This is a genomic window from Duganella caerulea (assembly GCF_040362985.1).
Lineage (GTDB): Bacteria > Pseudomonadota > Gammaproteobacteria > Burkholderiales > Burkholderiaceae_D > Rugamonas > Rugamonas vulcania.
The window spans coordinates 40,590-57,852 of the sequence record NZ_BPWJ01000005.1; the positions used below are offsets into that span (position 1 = coordinate 40,590).

The following is a 17,263-nucleotide window of genomic DNA, read 5'->3' on the forward strand; positions in this document are numbered from 1 at the left end:
TATATTCTAACCCTGAGTCCGGAATTGCGGCGTATGCTGCCGCACACAACGCGGGCCTAGGCCCAGGCGTGCTCGAGCGTGCTGGTGCCGACCAGCACCACGTCCTGCGGCGCGGCGCTGGTCTGGACGCTGCCCGCCAGCGTGGCCACCGTCTGGATCACCGTGGACTCGTAGGCCAGCACGCTGGTGTTCTGGTCGACGTGCGTCAGCAAGGAGCGCGCCACGGACGCCGCGGCGCTGCCGGAGTAGCCGGCCAGCTCGGCAGGCGTGTCGAGCAGCGACGTGAAATTGGAGGCGACCACCAGGCGGTTGTTCACCAGCGCGCCGTCCATCAGGCCCTGGGCGCTGGTGTTGTGCTCCGCGCCTTCCAGCACGCTGAGCGCGGCCAGCGGGCGCGGCAAGCCGGCCTTGAGCGAGTTGACCCAGTAATTCACGCCCTCGTCCGGGGCGCGGCCCAGCACGTGGGCATAGATCGCGGTCAGGAAATCCAGGTCGCTGCCGTTGCCCAGCGCGGCGGGGTCGGAGCTGAGGGCGAAGTTATCCACCATCGCCTTGACCGTGGCGTTGGTGTAATACGCCATGATGAAGCCGCCGGTGGTGGTTGGCGCGTTGGTGGTCATCATCTGGTTGACCATGCTGTTCAGGCCGCCGGGGTCGGCGGGATTGCCGAAATACGCGATATAGAATTTCTGCGCCATCGCCGCATACGGCGCGCGCGCCGCATCCTCGTCCACCGCGGCCTGGCTCAGCGCCATGGTGCCGTCGGCGAACGCCAGGCGTTCGATATTGCTCAGGGTGTCGCTCTGGCCCGGATCGGCCTTGGACGTGACCGTGTAGCCGGCGCCGCTGGCGGCCAGCGTGTAGCTGCCGAAGGCGCCCGTGTAGACGGCGGTGTCGATGCCGGCGCCGCCGTCGATGATGTTGTGGCCGCCATTGCCCTGCAGGTGGTTGGCGCCGCTGTTGCCGATCAGCGTGTCGCTGCCGCTGCCGCCGATGGCGTTCTCGATCACCGTGCCGTAGGCGATGGCCAGGTTGTCGGTGCCGTCGTAGGTGGGCACCGGCGGATCGGTCTGCCAGTTGATGCCGGCGCCGGTGTCGGACGGAATGTGGATGGACGAGAAATGTCCCTGCTGCAGGTCGATCAGCGAACCGTTGCTGAAGTTGGCGATCGAAATGGTGTCGTTGCCGCCCGCGTCCCAGATGGTGCTCAGGAACGGCGTGGACGGATCGAAGGTGTAGGTGTCGTTGCCGGTGTGGTAAGTGGTGTTGGCGCCGTACAGGTATTGCATCGCCGCGATATCGTCCAGCATCGGCGAGTTCGGCACCACGGTGAAGGACTTCCACGAGGCCGAATTGGCGGTCTCGGTGACGCGGACAAACAGGCTGTGCGGCGCGTCGTCGTAGGCCATCAGCGAGTACTGGCGGGTCGAGTGCGCCGGATCGACCGGATTGTCCTCGAACGGATGCTTGAGGCCGAGCGCGTGGCCCAGCTCATGCACCAGCGACATGTAATTGTACGAACCCACCGACCAGTCGTTGCTGCTGAGCGCGCCGTCCGCGTCGGTGCTGATCCAGACGTCGCCGCCGGACGGGTAGATGCTGCTCGGGAAGCTGGCCCAGCCCCAGGCGCCGCCGCCGTCGCTGGCGGTCTCGCTGGCCGAGGTCCAGGCCAGGCGGATGTCGCCGACCGAGGTGGTGGTGTCGGCCACCAGCACCGGCTTGACATTGGCGACATTGGCCCAGGCCTGCAGCGCGGTCTGCGCGGCCGCCTGCTGCACCGTGTCGAGGCCGTAATGCTGGCTGGCGTGCGGCTCGTCCAGGTCGGAGTAGCTGCCGCCGCCCGGTCCGCTGAAGACGGCCGAGCCGAAGGCAAACGGGAAGCTGTAGGTGACCGTGGCGCCCGTGCCGGCGCCGCCGCCCCACTTGTAACCGCTCAACAACGCGTCAATGGACAAGGTGCCGGAATCGAAAACAAACGAGGCCGGGCTGGACTTGGTGGGGCTGGTCATGCGGGTTCTCCTGGAAGCGGACCGTCAGACGGGCCTGCCTCTTGATTCTATGCAAAAAGAACCGGAATGAACAGGAAACCCGCGAGCTGAAAAATTATGCCGTACGGCAATATCTTGTCAATTGTAATATAGCTTCAGCATTGGAGGAAGAAAAACAACGGTCGGCCGCCTCCAGCCAGGGCAGCCAGACGTAATTCAGGTGTTCGCGCGGGGCCAGCGTGATGGCGATGTCGCGCGGGACCTCGACGCTGAACACGTGCTCGGTGTTCTCGGTCACGCCCGGCGCGTAGCGGTGGCGCCACACCGGGTAGATGGTGTAGACGTTGGACAGTTGCCAGTCGCGCAGCACGATGCGTTCGCCGTCGGCGACGATGCCGGTCTCCTCGAACAGCTCGCGGCGGGCGGTGTCGAGCAGCGGCTCGTCGGGCGCGTCCAGCGAGCCGGTCACCGACTGCCAGTAGCCGGGCCGGTCGGCGCGCTCGATCAGCAGCACTTGCAGGTCGGCCGTGTGGATCACCACCAGCACCGACTCGGGAATCTTGTAAGGCTTCATGGTTCGGATAAAAGAAAAGGCGCCGAAGCGCCCTTTCCATTGCAAAGATTTAGCTTGCCACTTTCGGCTCGGCGGCGCGCAGACGGATGTGCAGTTCCTTCAACTGCTTTTCGTCCACTTCCGACGGCGCCTGGGTCAGCAGATCCTGCGCGCGCTGGGTTTTCGGGAAGGCGATCACGTCGCGGATCGAATCGGACTTGGTCATCAGGGTCACGATACGGTCCAGGCCGAACGCCAGGCCACCGTGCGGCGGCGCGCCGTATTGCAGCGCGTCGAGCAGGAAGCCGAACTTCAGGCGGGCTTCGTCGGCGTCGATCTTCAGGGCGCGGAACACTTTCGACTGCACTTCCTCGCGGTGGATACGGATCGAACCGCCACCCAGTTCCCAACCGTTCAGGACCATGTCGTAGGCCTTGGCGATGCAGGCGCCCGGATTGGTTTCCAGCCAGTCTTCGTGGCCGTCTTTCGGCGCGGTGAACGGGTGGTGGGTCGCGGTCCAGCGGTCCGACTCTTCGTCGTATTCGAACATCGGGAAGTCGATCACCCACAGCGGCGCCCAGACGTCGTCGAACAGGCCGGCCTTCTTGCCGAATTCCGAATGGCCGATCTTGACGCGCAGCGCGCCGATGGCGTCGTTGACCACTTTGGCCTTGTCCGCGCCGAAGAAGATCAGGTCGCCGTCTTCGGCGCCGGTCAGTTCCAGCACCTTGGCCAGCGCGGCGTCGTGCAGGTTCTTGACGATCGGCGATTGCAGACCGTCGCGGCCCTTGGCCTTCTCGTTGACCTTGATGTAAGCCAGGCCGCGCGCGCCGTAGATGGCGACGAACTGGGTGTAGGCGTCGATTTCCGAACGTGGCATGTCGCCGCCCTTCGGTACGCGCAGGCCGACCACACGGCCGTTAGGCAGGTTGGCGGCGCCCGAGAACACCTTGAAGTCGACGTCCTTCATCACCTCGGTCAGGTCGGTGAATTCCAGCTTGACGCGCATGTCCGGCTTGTCCGAACCGTACTTGCCCATGGCTTCGGCGAAGTCCATCACCGGGAACGGGTTAGGCAGTTCGACGTTCATGGTGTTGCGGAACACCTTGCGGATCATGTCCTCGAACAGATCGCGGATTTCCTGTTCGGTCAGGAACGAGGTCTCGCAGTCGATCTGGGTGAATTCAGGCTGGCGGTCGGCGCGCAGGTCTTCGTCGCGGAAGCACTTGGTGATCTGATAGTAGCGGTCGAAGTTGGCGACCATCAGCAGCTGCTTGAACAGCTGCGGCGATTGCGGCAGCGCGAAGAAGTTGCCGGCGTTGACGCGCGACGGCACCAGGTAGTCGCGCGCGCCTTCCGGGGTCGACTTGGTCAGCATCGGGGTTTCGATGTCGATGAAGCCCAGGTCGTCGAGGTACTTGCGCACTTCCATCGTGACCTTGTAGCGCAGGCGCAGGTTGTTCTGCATCTGTGGACGGCGCAGGTCCAGCACGCGGTGGGTCAGGCGGGTGGTTTCCGACAGGTTGTCGTCGTCCAGCTGGAACGGCACGGCAACCGATGGGTTCAGCACTTCCAGCTGCGAGCAGATGACTTCGATCTTGCCCGATGCCAGGTTGGCGTTGACGGTGCCGGCCAGGCGATCCTTGACCACGCCGGTGACGCGCAGGCAGAACTCGTTACGTACGGCTTCGGCGGCCTTGAATACTTCAGCCTGTTCCGGATTGCAGACGATCTGCACCAGGCCCTCGCGGTCGCGCAGGTCGATGAAGATCACGCCACCGTGGTCGCGGCGACGATGTACCCAGCCGCACAGGCTGACAGTTTGGCCAAGCAGCGCTTCAGTGGTGAGGCCGCAGTAGTGAGTACGCATTGAGGACATGTTTATTTCTCGGTTCAGGTTAAGTTACTCAGTTAATCTTTTATTTGCCGGCGGTGTCGATGATCTTGGGCGCGTCTTCCGGCGCCACCACACCCATCGACACGATGTACTTCAGGGCGGCGTCCACGGACATGTCGAGTTCGACCACGTCCTTGCGCGCCATCATCAGGAAAAAGCCCGACGTCGGGTTCGGCGTGGTCGGGATGTAGACGCTGACGTAGTCGCCCACCAGATGGTTCTTGACGTCGCCGCCGGGGGTGCCGGTGAGGAAGGCGATGGTGTACGAGTTCTGGTGCGGGTACGGAATCAGCACCGCCTTGCGGAAGGCGTTGCCGGACGACGAGAACAGCGTGTCCGACACCTGCTTGACGCTGGAATACAGCGAGCTGACGACCGGGATGCGGGTCAGCAGTTTTTCCCACAGCTTGACCACGTAGTTGCCGACCAGGTTGTTGGTCAGCAGGCCGGTCAGGAACACGATGAGGATCGTCAGCAGCGCACCCAAGCCCGGCAGGTCGAAGCCGATCAGCTTGTGCATATCCGCCCGCCATTCCGTCGGCAGCAACAGCAGCGACTGGTCCATGGTGCCAATGACCAGGTTCAGCACCCAGGCGGTAATCGCCAGAGGCACCAGGACCAGCAAGCCGGTAATGAAATATTTACGCATCGATTACTCTTGGAGTGGGTGTGGCTGCGGTGGGCTTCAGCCCGCGTTTTATTCCGCGTTTAGTCCGACTTCTTGCCGCCGGACGGGGCGGCCGGCGCGGCGGCCGGCGTTTCCGTCGGCGCAGGCGTGGCCGGTCCGGTCGCGGTCCCGGTCGCCGGCGGCGTGCCGCCACGGAAATCGGTCACGTACCAGCCCGAGCCCTTCAACTGGAAGCCGGCGGCAGTCAATTGTTTCTTAAACGTTTCCTTGCCGCACGACAGGCAAACAGTCAGCTGCGGGTCGGAAATCTTCTGCAAGACATCCTTGGCAAAACCACATGCCTCGCAGCGGTAGGCGTAGATCGGCATCTATTACTCCGCAAAAATCATCAAAACCCTGAATTATAAAGCTTTTTGCCGGCAAGCTGCCTGTTTCCCGCCATCAGCCGCCGATTTCGCCCCGGCGGCGCCAGATCATCCAGCGTTCCTTGTCCTTGAACACGGGGATGGAATCGCTGACGGCATCGTCCGCGATGCACTCGAAGCCGGCTTGCAGCAAGGCGTCCAGCTCGGCGCGGACGATGCCGAACGGCGGACCCTTGGGCGCCTCGTCGAAGAAGAAGTAGCCGGCCAGCAGCGCGCCCGGCGCCAGCAGTTCCGCCCAGCGCGCCGCCACCCGCGGCCGCATCGCGCGCGGCAAGGCGCACAGGAAGGCGCGCTCGTAGATCAGTTGCAGCGGCCGCTGCGGCTGCCATGTGAAGAAATCGGCCTCGACCACGCGCGCCGCGTGCGGGCCGACCGCCGCCTTGCCGGCCGCCACCGCCGCCGGCGAGAAATCGATGGCCACCGCGTCCCAGCCGGCGTCGACCAGGAAGGCCAGCTCGTAGGCCGAGCCGCAGCCGGGTATCAGCGTGGTCAGCGGCGCGCTGGTGGCGGCGAACTCGCGCAGCGCCTGCGGCACGCCGCCCCGGTCCCAGGGCGTGAACTGGCGCTCGAAGCGCTCGTCCCAGAACGCCGGCGACATCGGATCGCGCTGTGCGAAGTCGACCATGTCAGACGAAGTGATGCCAGCGCAGGTACAGCTGGTAGCCGGCCACGCCGACGCCGAACGCGCAGGCGAAGTAGATCACCAGGCTCAGCAGGCGGTTGGTGCGCTGCTGCTCGTGGATCAGCACCTTGATCAGCTCGCCGTTATCGGACGGTCGCTCACCCTGCTGCTCCAGCGCGCGGTGCAGCAGGCGCGGCAGTTGCGGCAGCACGTGGGTGTAGCGCGGCGCTTCCGCCTTCAGGCGCTGCCACATGCCCTGCCAGCCGACCTGCTCGGCCATCCAGTTTTCCAGGTAGGGCTTGGCGGTCTTCCACAGGTCCAGGTCGGGATCGAGCTGGCGCCCCAGGCCTTCGATGTTGAGCAGCGTCTTTTGCAGCAGCACCAGCTGCGGCTGCACTTCGACGTTGAAGCGGCGCGAGGTCTGGAACAGGCGCAGCAGGATCTGGCCGAACGAGATGTCCTTCAGCGGCCGGTCGAAGATCGGCTCGCAGCAGGCGCGCACGGCGGACTCCAGCTCGTCGACGCGGGTTTCCTTGGGCGCCCAGCCGGACTCGATGTGAGCCTCGGCCACGCGCTTGTAGTCACGGCGGAAGAAGGCCAGGAAGTTCTGCGACAGGTAGTCCTTGTCGAAATCGTTGAGCGTGCCGACGATGCCGAAGTCGAGCGCGATGTAGCGGCCAAAGCTCTGCGGATCGATCGACACCAGGATGTTCCCCGGATGCATATCGGCGTGGAAGAAGCCGTCGCGGAACACCTGCGTGAAGAAGATCTCGACGCCGTCGCTGGAGAGTTTTTTCAGGTCCACGCCGGCCGCTTCCAGGCGGTCGATCTGCGAGACCGGGATGCCGTGCATGCGCTCCATCACGATCACGCTGCTGGAGCAGTAATCCCAGTACATCTCCGGCACCAGCAGCAGCTGGGAGTCGGCGAAGTTGCGGCGCAGCTGGCTGGCGTTGGCGGCCTCGCGCATCAGGTCCAGCTCGTCGTGCAGGTATTTGTCGAACTCGGCGACCACTTCCCTCGGCTTGAGGCGCTTGCTGTCGGACCAGATGCGGCCTATCCATTCGGCGGCGATGTGCATCAGCGCGACGTCCTCGTCGATGGACTTCTTCATGCCCGGACGCAGCACCTTGACCGCGACCTGCTTGCCGTCCTTGAGCGTGGCGAAGTGCACCTGCGCGATCGAGGCCGACGCCACCGGCGTGCGCTCGAAGTGGGCGAACAGCTGGTCGGGGTGGGCGCCCAGCGACTTGCGGATCTGCGCGATGGCCAGGTCGGAATCGAACGGCGGCACGCGGTCCTGCAGGCGCGACAGTTCCTCGACCAGGTCGCCCGGGATCAGGTCGCGGCGGGTCGACAGCACCTGGCCGAACTTGACGAAGATCGGGCCCAGTTCCTCCAGCGCCATGCGCAGGCGCACGCCGCGCGGCGCCGACAGGTCGCGCCAGAAGAACACGGTGTCGATCAGCTTGGCGATGCGCGGCTTTTTCAGGCCGGAGATGGCGATTTCGTCGAGGCCGTACTGCACCGATACCCGCAGGATCTTCAGCAGGCGTAAGAATTTCAACATCATTTGGGATCCAGTTTCTGTTCCAGTTTGGCCAGGCGCTTGGCGGCGCGCTCGACGTCGTCGCGCAGGCGCACCACGTCGGCCGAGAAGGCTTCCACCGTTTGCGGGCGGATCAGCACGGGTTTTTCATCGAGCAGGAATTCGGCGACGTTCTCGGCCAGCTTCTGGTGGCCGGTCTTGATCGCTTCAAATACCGACCTGGCGCCGGACACCATGCGCACGGCGGCGATCGGGCCCACCACTTTCTCCAGGTCGTGCTCGGCTTCCCAGCGCAGCGACTTGCTCAGGTTGGAGATGGCGTTGGCGAACTCGGCGTCGCCCTCGATCTGCACGTAGGAAAAGGCGCGCTCGCGGTTCTGCGCGATCAGCGGCAGGTCGGACAGCTTGACGCGGATGGTCACGCGGGCCGGTTCCTCGGGCGGCGCGGCCTCCAGCATGCCGTCGGCCGTCACGCGCAGGCGCAGCACGACGGCGCCGGTGTCGATGGCGGCGATCTTGCCGGCGTGGCGCAGCAGTTCCTTGCGCGCCCACGGCTCCTGCGCCAGCAGGTGGTTGATGGCGGCGCTGGCCGGCGCCGCGGCGGAGAAATTCGGTGGTGTCATTTGCTAACCATGAAAACAAAAACCGCAAAACAAAACCGCCCGGAAATACGGGCGGTCCTGATCTTACCAGCTTGCCGGGAATTTACGGCAATTACGCAAGTTGTTGAATGCCAGCCAGCATCCAGCCGGATGCGCCGGAGACCGGCTTGGACAGGTTCCACACCTCGTTGAACGGCTCGGCCAGCGCATCCGGCGCGGGCTTGATGGTGCCGGTGAACTTGACGCTGGCCAGGTAATCTTGCTCGCTGGTCTCGATGCCCAGCAGCTCGGCGTCGATGGTGACGACGTCGGTGTAGTCCTTCTGCGCGCCGCGCTCGCTGATCTGCATCTTCAGCTCGGCAAACACCTCGGGGGTGGTGAATTCGCGGATGTCGGCCGAATCGCCCTTGTCCCAGGCCGCTTGCAGGCGGATGAAATTGCTCTTGGCCACGCGCAGGAAGGACGGCGCGTCGAAGTCGGCCGGCACACCCCACGGCGTGTGGGCAACCGGTGCGGCGGCCTGCTGCACCGGCTCAGGCTGCAGGCGCGAGCCGATGTCCGGCGTGCGGCTTGGCTGCATCTGGTAAACATTGCCGCCGCCATTGCCACCAAACGCGGCCGGCGCCGGCTGACCGCGGCCACGGACCAGGCGAACGATGAGGAACACCACGCCGCCCATCAGCGCCAGCAGGATCAGCGTGCCGAACAGGCTGCCGATGGCGCCGCCCATGCCGAAGTGCGAGAACAAGGCGCCGATGCCCAGACCCAGCAGCGCGCCGCCCAGGATGCCCTTCCACGGGCTGGCCGGCTTCGGCGGGATCGCGGCCGGAGCGGCCGGTGCAGGCGCGGGAGCGGCCTGGCGCGGCGCTGGCGCCGGCGCGGTGGCCGGCGGCATGCGGCTGACGTTTTGCGACTGGCGCCCGATCGTACGGCCGCCGCCCATTGGACGGGCGGTCGCCTCGGCCAACATCGACAGTGCGGACACGGCCAGCACGGCGCCGATCAGGATTTTCTTGACGTACATGCTATTCCTATGACTACAGTTTGATACCGGTGTGTAAAGCGGCCACACCCGCCGTCAGGTTGTAATACGTAACGCGTTCCAGGCCCGCCTCTTCCATCATAGTCTTCAGCGTTTCCTGGTCCGGGTGCATGCGGATCGATTCGGCCAGGTAACGATAGCTCTCGGCATCGCCGGCGATCTTCTGGCCCATCCACGGCAGCACCTTGAACGAGTAGATGTCGTAGGGCTTCTGCAGCGGCTCGGCCACCTTCGAGAATTCCAGCACCAGCAGCTTGCCGCCCGGCTTGAGCACGCGGCGCATTTCCGCCAGCGCCTGGTCCTTGTGGGTCATGTTGCGCAGGCCGAAGGCGACGCTGACGCGGTCGAAATAATTGTCCGGGAACGGCAGTTTCTCGGCGTCGCACAACAAGGTGGGGGTCATCAGGCCGCGATTCAAGAGGCGGTCGCGGCCGACGCGCAGCATCGATTCGTTGATGTCGGTGAGCCAGACTTCGCCGGTCGGGCCGGCTTGCTTGGCGAACACCTTGGCCAGGTCGCCGGTGCCGCCGGCGATGTCCAGGCACTTGAAACCGGGACGCACGCCGGCATTGGCGATGGTGAACATCTTCCAAATGCGGTGCAGGCCGGCCGACATGACGTCGTTCATGATGTCGTACTTGGCGGCGACAGAATGGAAAACCTTGGCGACTTCGCGGACCTTCTGGTCTTCCGCGACGGTTTTGTAACCGAAGTGAGTGGTATTGGTCATGATAGGCAGGCCTGTTAGTTTGCCTGCATTATACAAGACGCTACTGCGCCGGCAGGTGCCGCCACGCCAGTCCCAACGCGGCGCGCTTGGGAAAACCCTTCCACAGGCCCGGATCGGGCTTGATGGTGCCGTCCGCGCCCAGCGGCGGCAGGTCCAGGTAGGGCTGGAACGGCTGCTGCTTGAGGTGGATGCCGAGGAAGGCCGTGACGAAATGCTGGTTGATGTTGTTGATGCGGCGGCTGTCCCACACCGGCTCGGCATAGGACATGAAGTCGTCGAAGTTGGCCAGCATGGCCGGCGACGGCGGGTTCGGCGCCGAGTTGTGGCGGCCGCCCTGGTAGGTCAGCAGGTAGCGGTCGGCGTGGATCGCGCCCTCGAACAGGCGCAGCACCCCGTCCTGGTAGCCGGCCACGTCGTCCTGGTCGCCGCTGACGAACAGCGTCGGCGTGCGCACGCCGGCCAGCCCGGCCGGCTCCCACACCTTGTGCGCGCCGCCCCATGGCGCGAACGCCACCACCGCCTTGATGCGCGGATCGCGCCGTGCCTCGTATTGCGCGTTGCCCTGCTGGTTGACGGTCAGCTTGCCGCCGGGGACGAACGCCACCGCCGCCGGGCTGACGCCGGCGCCCACCGTGTTGAGCACACCGTAGCCGCCCATCGAGTAGCCGACCAGCGCGGTGTTGTCGGCGTCAACCAGGCCGGACAGGAAGTTGCCGCTGCCGGGCTGGCTCCACGCGGCCACGGTTTGCAGCACGAACAGGTCGTCCTGCGCGCGGTTCAGCAGCGTGCTGGCGAAGCCGGCCTTGTCGGCGCGGGTCGATTCGGGATGGTCGATCGCCACCACGATGTAGCCTTTGGAGGCCAGGTTCTCGGTCAGGTAGCTCATCTGCAGGCGCGAGCCGGGATAGCCGTGCGAGACGATCACCAGCGGATAGCCGCCGGCCGGCGCGGTGGCGGCCGGGGCCTGCGGCGCGGCGTCGCGCGCGGCTCGGCCGTTGAAGGTGAACGGGGTGTTGGGACGGGCCGGGTCGTTCGGACCGGAGCCGAGCACATCGGTATAAACCGTATGTTCTTTTTGGCCGGGCTGGAGCTGGGCGGGATACCAGACTTCCAGCGTCAGCTTGCGGCTGTAGCGCGGGTTGGGATTAGTGTCGCTGTAGCGCAGGATGTCGAGCTGGTCCGTGTGCTCGGCCGTCAACGTGCGCACGCCAACCGGCAAGGGGCCGCGCGCCGCCAGTTCCGGCGCATCGGGCCGCGCATCACCGAAGTACTCCTGGGCGCGCACAGGCGCGGCGATCAAGGCCAGCGCCAGCAACAAACCTCTGCAAACATCCCTCATGCCAACTCCCATCAAGCGAAACCGCCAACTATCGCACGGCGCTGTGACAGCTTGATGAAATCCGTTTGATTTAGCCGAAGCCGCAGCCAACCGGACGGGCTAATCTGGCTGAAGCCATCGGAGGTTCCACCATGCCACCCACCGTCTATCTCGACACTTCTGTCATTTTGCACCTGGCCGATCCGCCAAGTCCGAATCCGATCATCCGTGCCTGTCAACAGCTGACGCAGCTTGGGTGGAATACCCGCTGCGACGCAACCAACACTTATGTTTCCGAGTACGTCATCGCAGAAATAAAGCACGGCGATCCGCTCAGCATGTCACGCCGCTTGAGAAAGATTGAATTCTTGCCCCGGTTACCCGATGGCGGCCGAACGGAAGGCATTGCCGAACTTTTAATCTGCGGAGGCGGTCTAAACGCAAGAGCCATGAAATCCGCCGAGCACATTGCCTGTGCCGCGCAGAACCGGAGCGAAATTCTGCTCACGTGGAATTGCCGGGACATCGCCAACGCCGGGCAATTCCGACTTCTAAGGATACTAATCAACGCGCAGAGGCTTCATCTGCCCGAACTGGTAACACCCTTTGAACTGATGGAGAATCGCTATGAAAATATATGACGTGGAAATTCCGCCCGACCTGGAAATTCCGGAATTAGACGAAAAGTCGCGGGCCGAGATAGACGCGCTGCATGATGAGATCGCGCGCGACAGGGCAGAACGCAAACGACAGGTGGAAATGTCACCGTACAGGGATTGGGGGAAAACCCGGAAACCGGCTTTCGAACCGCCGTCTTCCAGCCCCGCCCCATCCATTAATATCGAGGCACTACGCGAGCTACCTCTGCATGTACGAGCGATCTTCGCCTACGTGCTGCGTGAGCATGTCACTCGTTGAGAAGCTTAATGCTTGTGGCCGCAGCCCTTGTGGTTCTGCGCACCGGGGCCGGTCAGCGTGACGCCGGTTTCGCGGCCGCTGTCGCCTTCGAAGCCGGACGCGTGCAAACGGTCCATGTAGTTGGCCCACAAGGCGTCTTTCTCGTTGCCCAGCTTGTACAGGTAGTCCCAGGTGTACAGGCCCGTATTGTGACCGTCGGTGAAGGTCGGCTGCACCGCGTAGTTGCCCACCGGGTCCATCGCCGCGATGCCCACCTCGCGCTTGCCCACTTGCAGCACCTCCTGCCCTTCCCCGTGTCCCTTCACCTCGGCCGACGGCGAATACACGCGCAGCAGCTCGAACGGAATCGAGAACGAAGCGCCGTCGTCAAATGCGATATCCAGCACCTTGGATTTGTTGTGGACGGTCAGGCCGGTCGGTTGCTTGCTCATGATTTATGCTTTCAAACGTTCGATGATCGCCGCGTGCAGGGCCGGCAGCAGCGCGCGGCGCGCCGCCAGCACCTCCGGCGCCGACGCGCGCTGTGCAACAGCCCAGGTCGGATTCGGAAAGTGCGCGTCGTCCACGTAGCGCGGTATAACATGCCAGTGCACGTGCGGCGTCATATTGCCAAAGCTGGCGAGGTTGATCTTTTCCGGCGCCATCACCGCGCGCTGTGCGGACTCGACCGCCCACACCACCTCCATCACGCGACTGCGTTCAGCCGGCGACAGGTCGGTCATTTCCTTGACGTGCGCGTTCCACACCACGCGCGTGAAGCCGGGATACTCGGCCTCGTCCACGGCGACCACCGACAGCTGATGGTCGCCCCAGACCAGCGCCGCACCCGGCGCCGCCAGCAGCTTGCACAGGTCGCAGGCCATTACACCAGCACCCGCTCGATGCCGCCGTCGTTGGCGCGCTTGACGTAGTCGGCCATCCAGTTCTCGCCCAGCAGATGCTTGGCGATCTCGACCACGATGTAGTCGGCCGTCGTGCCCGCGTCCTCGCTGTAGCGCGACACGCCACCCAGGCAGGCCGGGCAGCTGGTCAGGATCTTCACCTCGCCCTCGAAGCCGTCGGCGCGCAGCTTGTCCGCGCCCTTGATGACTTCCTCTTCCTTACGGAAGCGCACCTGCGTCGAGATGTCCGGACGCGCGATCATCAGCGTGCCCGAATCGCCGCAGCAGCGGTCGTTCTTCTCGATCTTGACGTTATCGTGCGTCTGGATCAGCGAGTTGACGGTCTTGGTCGCCTCCTGCATCTTCATCGGCGTGTGGCACGGCTCGTGGTACATATAGCGCGTGCCGGTCACGCCCTCCAGCTTGACCTGCTTCTCCATCAGGTACTCATGGATGTCCATGATGCGGCAGCCCGGGAAGATCTTGTCGAACTCGTAGGTCGCCAGCTGGTCGTAGCAGGTGCCGCAGGAGACCAGCACGGTCTTGATGTCCAGATAGTTGAGCGTGTTGGCCATGCGGTGGAACAGCACGCGGTTATCGGTCATCATCTTCTCGGCCTTGTCGTACTCGCCCGAGCCGCGCTGCGGATAACCGCAGCACAGGTAGCCCGGCGGCAGCACGGTCTGCACGCCCACTTCCCACAGCATGGCCTGCGTGGCCAGCCCCACCTGCGAGAACAGGCGCTCCGAGCCGCAGCCGGGGAAGTAGAACACCGCTTCCGTGTCGGCATTGGTGGCCTTGGGATTGCGGATGATCGGGATGACCTTGTCGTCCTCGATGTCCAGCAAGGCGCGCGCGGTTTTCTTCGGCAGGCCGCCCGGCATCTTCTTGTTGATGAAGTGGATCACCTGCTCGCGCACCTTGGGCTTGCCCACGGTCGGCGGCGGCGCCTTGGTCTGCTTCTTGGCGAATTTCTTCAGCAAGTCGTTGCCCAGGCGCTGGGCCTTGTAGCCGATGCCCACCATCGCCGCGCGGGTGGCGTTGATGGTGGCCGGATCGGTGGCGTTAAGGAAGAACATCGCCGCCGACTTGCCGGGATTGAAGCTCTTCTTGTCCATCTTGCGCAGCAGGTTGCGCATGTTCATCGACACGTCGCCGAAGTCGATGTTGACCGGACATGGGGTCACGCATTTATGGCAGACCGTGCAGTGGTCGGCCACGTCCTCGAATTCTTCCCAGTGCTTGATCGAGATGCCGCGGCGGGTCTGCTCTTCGTACAGGAAGGCTTCGATCAGCGACGAGGTCGCCAAAATCTTGTCGCGCGGCGAGTACAGCAGGTTGGCGCGCGGGACATGCGTCGAGCAGACAGGCTTGCACTTGCCGCAACGCAGGCAGTCCTTGACGCTGTTGGCGATCTCGCCGATATCGCTTTGCTGCATGATCAGCGATTCGTGGCCCATCAGGCCGAACGACGGCGTGTAGGCGTTGGACAAATCGGCTTCCATGCCGGCCAGGTTCAGCAGCTTGCCCTTGTTGAAGCGGCCTTCCGGATCGACGCGCATCTTGTAGTCGCGGAACGGGCCGATTTCCTCTTCGGTCAGGAATTCCAGCTTGGTGATGCCGATGCCGTGCTCGCCCGAGATCACGCCGTTGAGCGAACGGGCCAGCGTCATGATGCGCGCGACGGCCTGGTGCGCCAGCTGCAGCATCTCGTAGTGATCCGAGTTGACCGGCAGGTTGGTGTGCACGTTGCCGTCGCCAGCGTGCATGTGCAGCGCCACGAACACGCGGCCGCGCAGCACGCGCTTGTGGATGGCGGTCGCTTCGTCCAGGATCAGCTTGTAGGCGGCGCCGTTGAAGATCTGGCGCAGCTGGGCGCGGATTTCCTGCTTCCACGTGATGCGGATGGTGCGGTCCTGGACCACGTCGAACAAGGTCGCGTCCGGCTGGGTCTTCAGGCGCTCCTCGAACACCGGCAGCAGGCGCTCCAGGCCCAGCTCGGCCAGTTGCGCGGTGACGGCGGTCAGCGGCTTGTCCAGCTCGGCCAGCAGGAAGGTCCAGCGCGCCTTCACCTGGGTCAGCAACGCTTGCGCCTGCTGCTCGCGGTCGCCCAGCATTTCGGCGTCGCCCACGGCGTCGTCGGCGTCGTCGCTCTTGCCGATCGGCAGATTGCCGGCGGCGAAGAACTGCTGCAGCTCATCGGCCAGTTGCAGCTTGTTCTTGATCGACAGTTCGATATTGATGCGCTCGATGCCGTCGGTGTACTCGCCCATGCGGTTCAGCGGAATCACCACGTCTTCGTTGATCTTGAAGGCGTTGGTGTGCTTGGCGATGGCGGCGGTGCGGGCGCGGTCCAGCCAGAATTTCTTGCGCGCTTCGGGGCTGACGGCCACGAAGCCTTCGCCCACGCGGGTGTTGGCGATGCGGACCACTTCCGACGCGGCCATGGCGACCGCGTTCTCATCGTCGCCGACGATGTCGCCGAACAGCGCCATCTTCGGCAGCACGCCGCGTTTCGATTTGGTGGCGTAGCCGACCGCGCGCAGGTAGCGCTCGTCCAGGTGCTCCAAACCGGCCAGGCGCAGCGTGCTGAACTGCTCGCCCTTGGCAGGCAGGCCGTCCAGGTAATCCTTGATTTCCACGATCGATGGGATCGCGTCGCGCGCCTGGCCGAAGAACTCCAGGCAGACGGTGCGGGCGAACTTCGGCATCTTGTGCAGGATCCAGCGGCCCGAGGTGATCAGGCCGTCGCAGCCCTCTTTCTGGATGCCCGGCAGGCCGGCCAGGAATTTGTCGGTCACATCCTTGCCCAGGCCTTCCTTGCGGAACTTGCGGCCTTCGATTTCCAGAATCTCGGTCTTGAACGGCTCGCCCTTGGCTTCGCCGCGCGCGCTCGGATGGGTCCACTCCAGCTTGAAGCGGGCCAGCGGCGTGTCGTGGATCTTCGACAGGTTGTGGTCGAGGCGCGTGACTTCCAGCCAGTCGCCGTTCGGGTCGACCATGCGCCACGAGGCCAGGTTGTCCAGCGCGGTGCCCCACAGCACGGCCTTCTTGCCGCCCGCGTTCATCGCGATATTGCCGCCGATGCAGGAGGCGTGGGCCGAGGTCGGATCGACCGCGAACACGAAGCCGGCCTTCTCGGCCGCTTCCGACACCTTGTTGGTGATGACGCCGGCGCCGGTGTAGATGGTCGCGTATTCGCGGTCCAGGCCGGGCAGCACCTTCATTTCCACCGCCCCCATGTTGAGCAGCTTCTCGGTGTTGATCACGGCCGACATCGGCGTCAGCGGGATCGCGCCGCCGGTGTAGCCGGTGCCGCCGCCGCGCGGGATGATGGTCAGCCCCAGCTCGATGCAGCCCTTGACCAGGCCGGCCATTTCTTCCTCGGTGTCCGGGGTCAGCACCACGAACGGATACTCGACGCGCCAGTCGGTGGCGTCGGTCACGTGCGAGATGCGCTTCATGCCGTCGAAGCAGATGTTGTGCTTGTCGGTGTAGCGGCCCAGCACCTTATAGGTGCGCTTGCGCAGATCGTAGACCTGCTTGAATTCCTCGCCGAAGTCGGCCACCGCCTTGCCGGCCGCGCGCAGCAGCTTGGCGACGTTGAGGCTGCGTTCGCGCGCCGCGTCGTCGCCGGTATCGTCCACCGTCAGGCGACGCTTGTCCACCTCGGCCAGGCGGTGATGCAGCGCGTCGATCAGTTCCTGGCGGCGCTTCGGGTTGTCCAGCATGTCGTCCTGCAGGTACGGATTGCGGCGGACGGCCCAGATATCGCCCAGCACCTCGTACAGCATGCGCGCCGAACGGCCGGTCTGGCGGGCGCCGCGCAGGGCATCCAGCAAGCTCCACGACTCCTCGCCCAGCAGCCGGATGACGATCTCGCGATCGGAAAACGACGTGTAGTTGTAAGGAATTTCACGAAGGCGCGTGGCCTCGGGACCGTGGGGCGTTTCCGCCAGCAATGCTTGGATTTGTGCAGGGGCATTCATTGTGAGATTGGACTTGTAGACTGAACCCGGGAGGGTCATTTTAGCGTATTGCGGCGCACCACGCCGGAACAGCCTTAGGCGGCCAAGGGGCTATCGGGTCGGCAACAACCCACCAAAAATT

At 64.4% G+C, this 17,263-nt stretch carries 16 protein-coding genes; 2 read left to right on the plus strand and 14 right to left on the minus strand.

The features are described from left to right. Positions 1 to 56: 56 nt before the first annotated feature. The 11 genes from ACUJB0_RS15960 to ACUJB0_RS16010 form a co-directional block, all read right to left on the minus strand. Positions 57 to 2,009 carry a M10 family metallopeptidase C-terminal domain-containing protein gene (locus ACUJB0_RS15960; RefSeq protein ID WP_444846088.1) on the minus strand — a complete coding sequence of 651 codons (1,953 nt, stop codon included), beginning with the start codon at positions 2,007 to 2,009 and terminating at the stop codon, positions 57 to 59. Positions 2,010 to 2,103: 94 nt separating this feature from the next. Next, complete coding sequence (gene nudB, locus ACUJB0_RS15965; protein WP_444846089.1) at positions 2,104 to 2,562, minus strand: dihydroneopterin triphosphate diphosphatase; 459 nt, start codon at positions 2,560 to 2,562, stop codon at positions 2,104 to 2,106. A 49-nt stretch (positions 2,563 to 2,611) separates the two neighbouring features. Further along, on the minus strand, positions 2,612 to 4,411 hold the full coding sequence (aspS, locus tag ACUJB0_RS15970; RefSeq protein WP_444846500.1) for an aspartate--tRNA ligase: 1,800 nt from the start codon (positions 4,409 to 4,411) through the stop codon (positions 2,612 to 2,614). Positions 4,412 to 4,460: 49 nt separating this feature from the next. Then, on the minus strand, positions 4,461 to 5,087 hold the full coding sequence (locus tag ACUJB0_RS15975; RefSeq protein WP_444846090.1) for a DUF502 domain-containing protein: 627 nt from the start codon (positions 5,085 to 5,087) through the stop codon (positions 4,461 to 4,463). Between the two features lie 59 nt (positions 5,088 to 5,146). Next, the gene (locus ACUJB0_RS15980; protein ID WP_444846091.1) at positions 5,147 to 5,434 is read right to left on the minus strand and encodes an FmdB family zinc ribbon protein; all 288 of its coding nucleotides are present in this window, start codon (positions 5,432 to 5,434) and stop codon (positions 5,147 to 5,149) included. Positions 5,435 to 5,507: 73 nt separating this feature from the next. Continuing rightward, positions 5,508 to 6,116, minus strand: coding sequence for a methyltransferase domain-containing protein (locus tag ACUJB0_RS15985; RefSeq protein ID WP_444846092.1), 609 nt, complete (start codon positions 6,114 to 6,116; stop codon positions 5,508 to 5,510). A 1-nt stretch (position 6,117) separates the two neighbouring features. Continuing rightward, the gene (gene ubiB / locus ACUJB0_RS15990; protein WP_444846093.1) at positions 6,118 to 7,686 is read right to left on the minus strand and encodes a ubiquinone biosynthesis regulatory protein kinase UbiB; all 1,569 of its coding nucleotides are present in this window, start codon (positions 7,684 to 7,686) and stop codon (positions 6,118 to 6,120) included. Continuing rightward, a complete protein-coding gene (locus tag ACUJB0_RS15995; RefSeq protein ID WP_444846094.1) occupies positions 7,683 to 8,285 on the minus strand; it encodes a ubiquinone biosynthesis accessory factor UbiJ in 603 nt (200 codons plus the stop codon). The genes ubiB and ACUJB0_RS15995 overlap by 4 nt, the downstream gene beginning before the upstream one ends. Positions 8,286 to 8,376: 91 nt before the next feature. Beyond that, positions 8,377 to 9,288 carry a Tim44 domain-containing protein gene (locus ACUJB0_RS16000; RefSeq protein WP_444846095.1) on the minus strand — a complete coding sequence of 304 codons (912 nt, stop codon included), beginning with the start codon at positions 9,286 to 9,288 and terminating at the stop codon, positions 8,377 to 8,379. Between the two features lie 13 nt (positions 9,289 to 9,301). Beyond that, positions 9,302 to 10,036, minus strand: coding sequence for a bifunctional demethylmenaquinone methyltransferase/2-methoxy-6-polyprenyl-1,4-benzoquinol methylase UbiE (gene ubiE, locus ACUJB0_RS16005; protein WP_117014382.1), 735 nt, complete (start codon positions 10,034 to 10,036; stop codon positions 9,302 to 9,304). A gap of 40 nt (positions 10,037 to 10,076) precedes the next feature. Then, positions 10,077 to 11,375 (minus strand): alpha/beta hydrolase family protein, encoded by a 1,299-nt coding sequence (locus tag ACUJB0_RS16010; RefSeq protein ID WP_444846096.1) that lies wholly within the window; start codon positions 11,373 to 11,375, stop codon positions 10,077 to 10,079. A 131-nt stretch (positions 11,376 to 11,506) separates the two neighbouring features. Between ACUJB0_RS16010 and ACUJB0_RS16015 the strand changes: the two genes are divergently transcribed. Then, positions 11,507 to 11,995, plus strand: a complete 489-nt coding sequence (locus tag ACUJB0_RS16015) for a PIN domain-containing protein (RefSeq protein ID WP_444846097.1) — start codon at positions 11,507 to 11,509, stop codon at positions 11,993 to 11,995. After that, a complete protein-coding gene (locus ACUJB0_RS16020) occupies positions 11,982 to 12,272 on the plus strand; it encodes a hypothetical protein (RefSeq protein WP_444846098.1) in 291 nt (96 codons plus the stop codon). The genes ACUJB0_RS16015 and ACUJB0_RS16020 overlap by 14 nt, the downstream gene beginning before the upstream one ends. Before the next feature lie 5 nt (positions 12,273 to 12,277). On the opposite strand, the gene ACUJB0_RS16025 is transcribed toward ACUJB0_RS16020, so the two are convergent. Genes ACUJB0_RS16025 through ACUJB0_RS16035 form a run of 3 tightly spaced genes read right to left on the minus strand, consistent with a single transcriptional unit; the run spans position 12,278 to position 17,142 of the window. Beyond that, positions 12,278 to 12,703, minus strand: coding sequence for a gamma-butyrobetaine hydroxylase family protein (locus tag ACUJB0_RS16025; RefSeq protein WP_444846099.1), 426 nt, complete (start codon positions 12,701 to 12,703; stop codon positions 12,278 to 12,280). Between the two features lie 3 nt (positions 12,704 to 12,706). After that, positions 12,707 to 13,135 carry an HIT family protein gene (locus ACUJB0_RS16030; protein ID WP_444846100.1) on the minus strand — a complete coding sequence of 143 codons (429 nt, stop codon included), beginning with the start codon at positions 13,133 to 13,135 and terminating at the stop codon, positions 12,707 to 12,709. Next, on the minus strand, positions 13,135 to 17,142 hold the full coding sequence (locus ACUJB0_RS16035; RefSeq protein WP_444846101.1) for a DUF3683 domain-containing protein: 4,008 nt from the start codon (positions 17,140 to 17,142) through the stop codon (positions 13,135 to 13,137). The genes ACUJB0_RS16030 and ACUJB0_RS16035 overlap by 1 nt, the downstream gene beginning before the upstream one ends. Positions 17,143 to 17,263 lie beyond the last annotated feature (121 nt).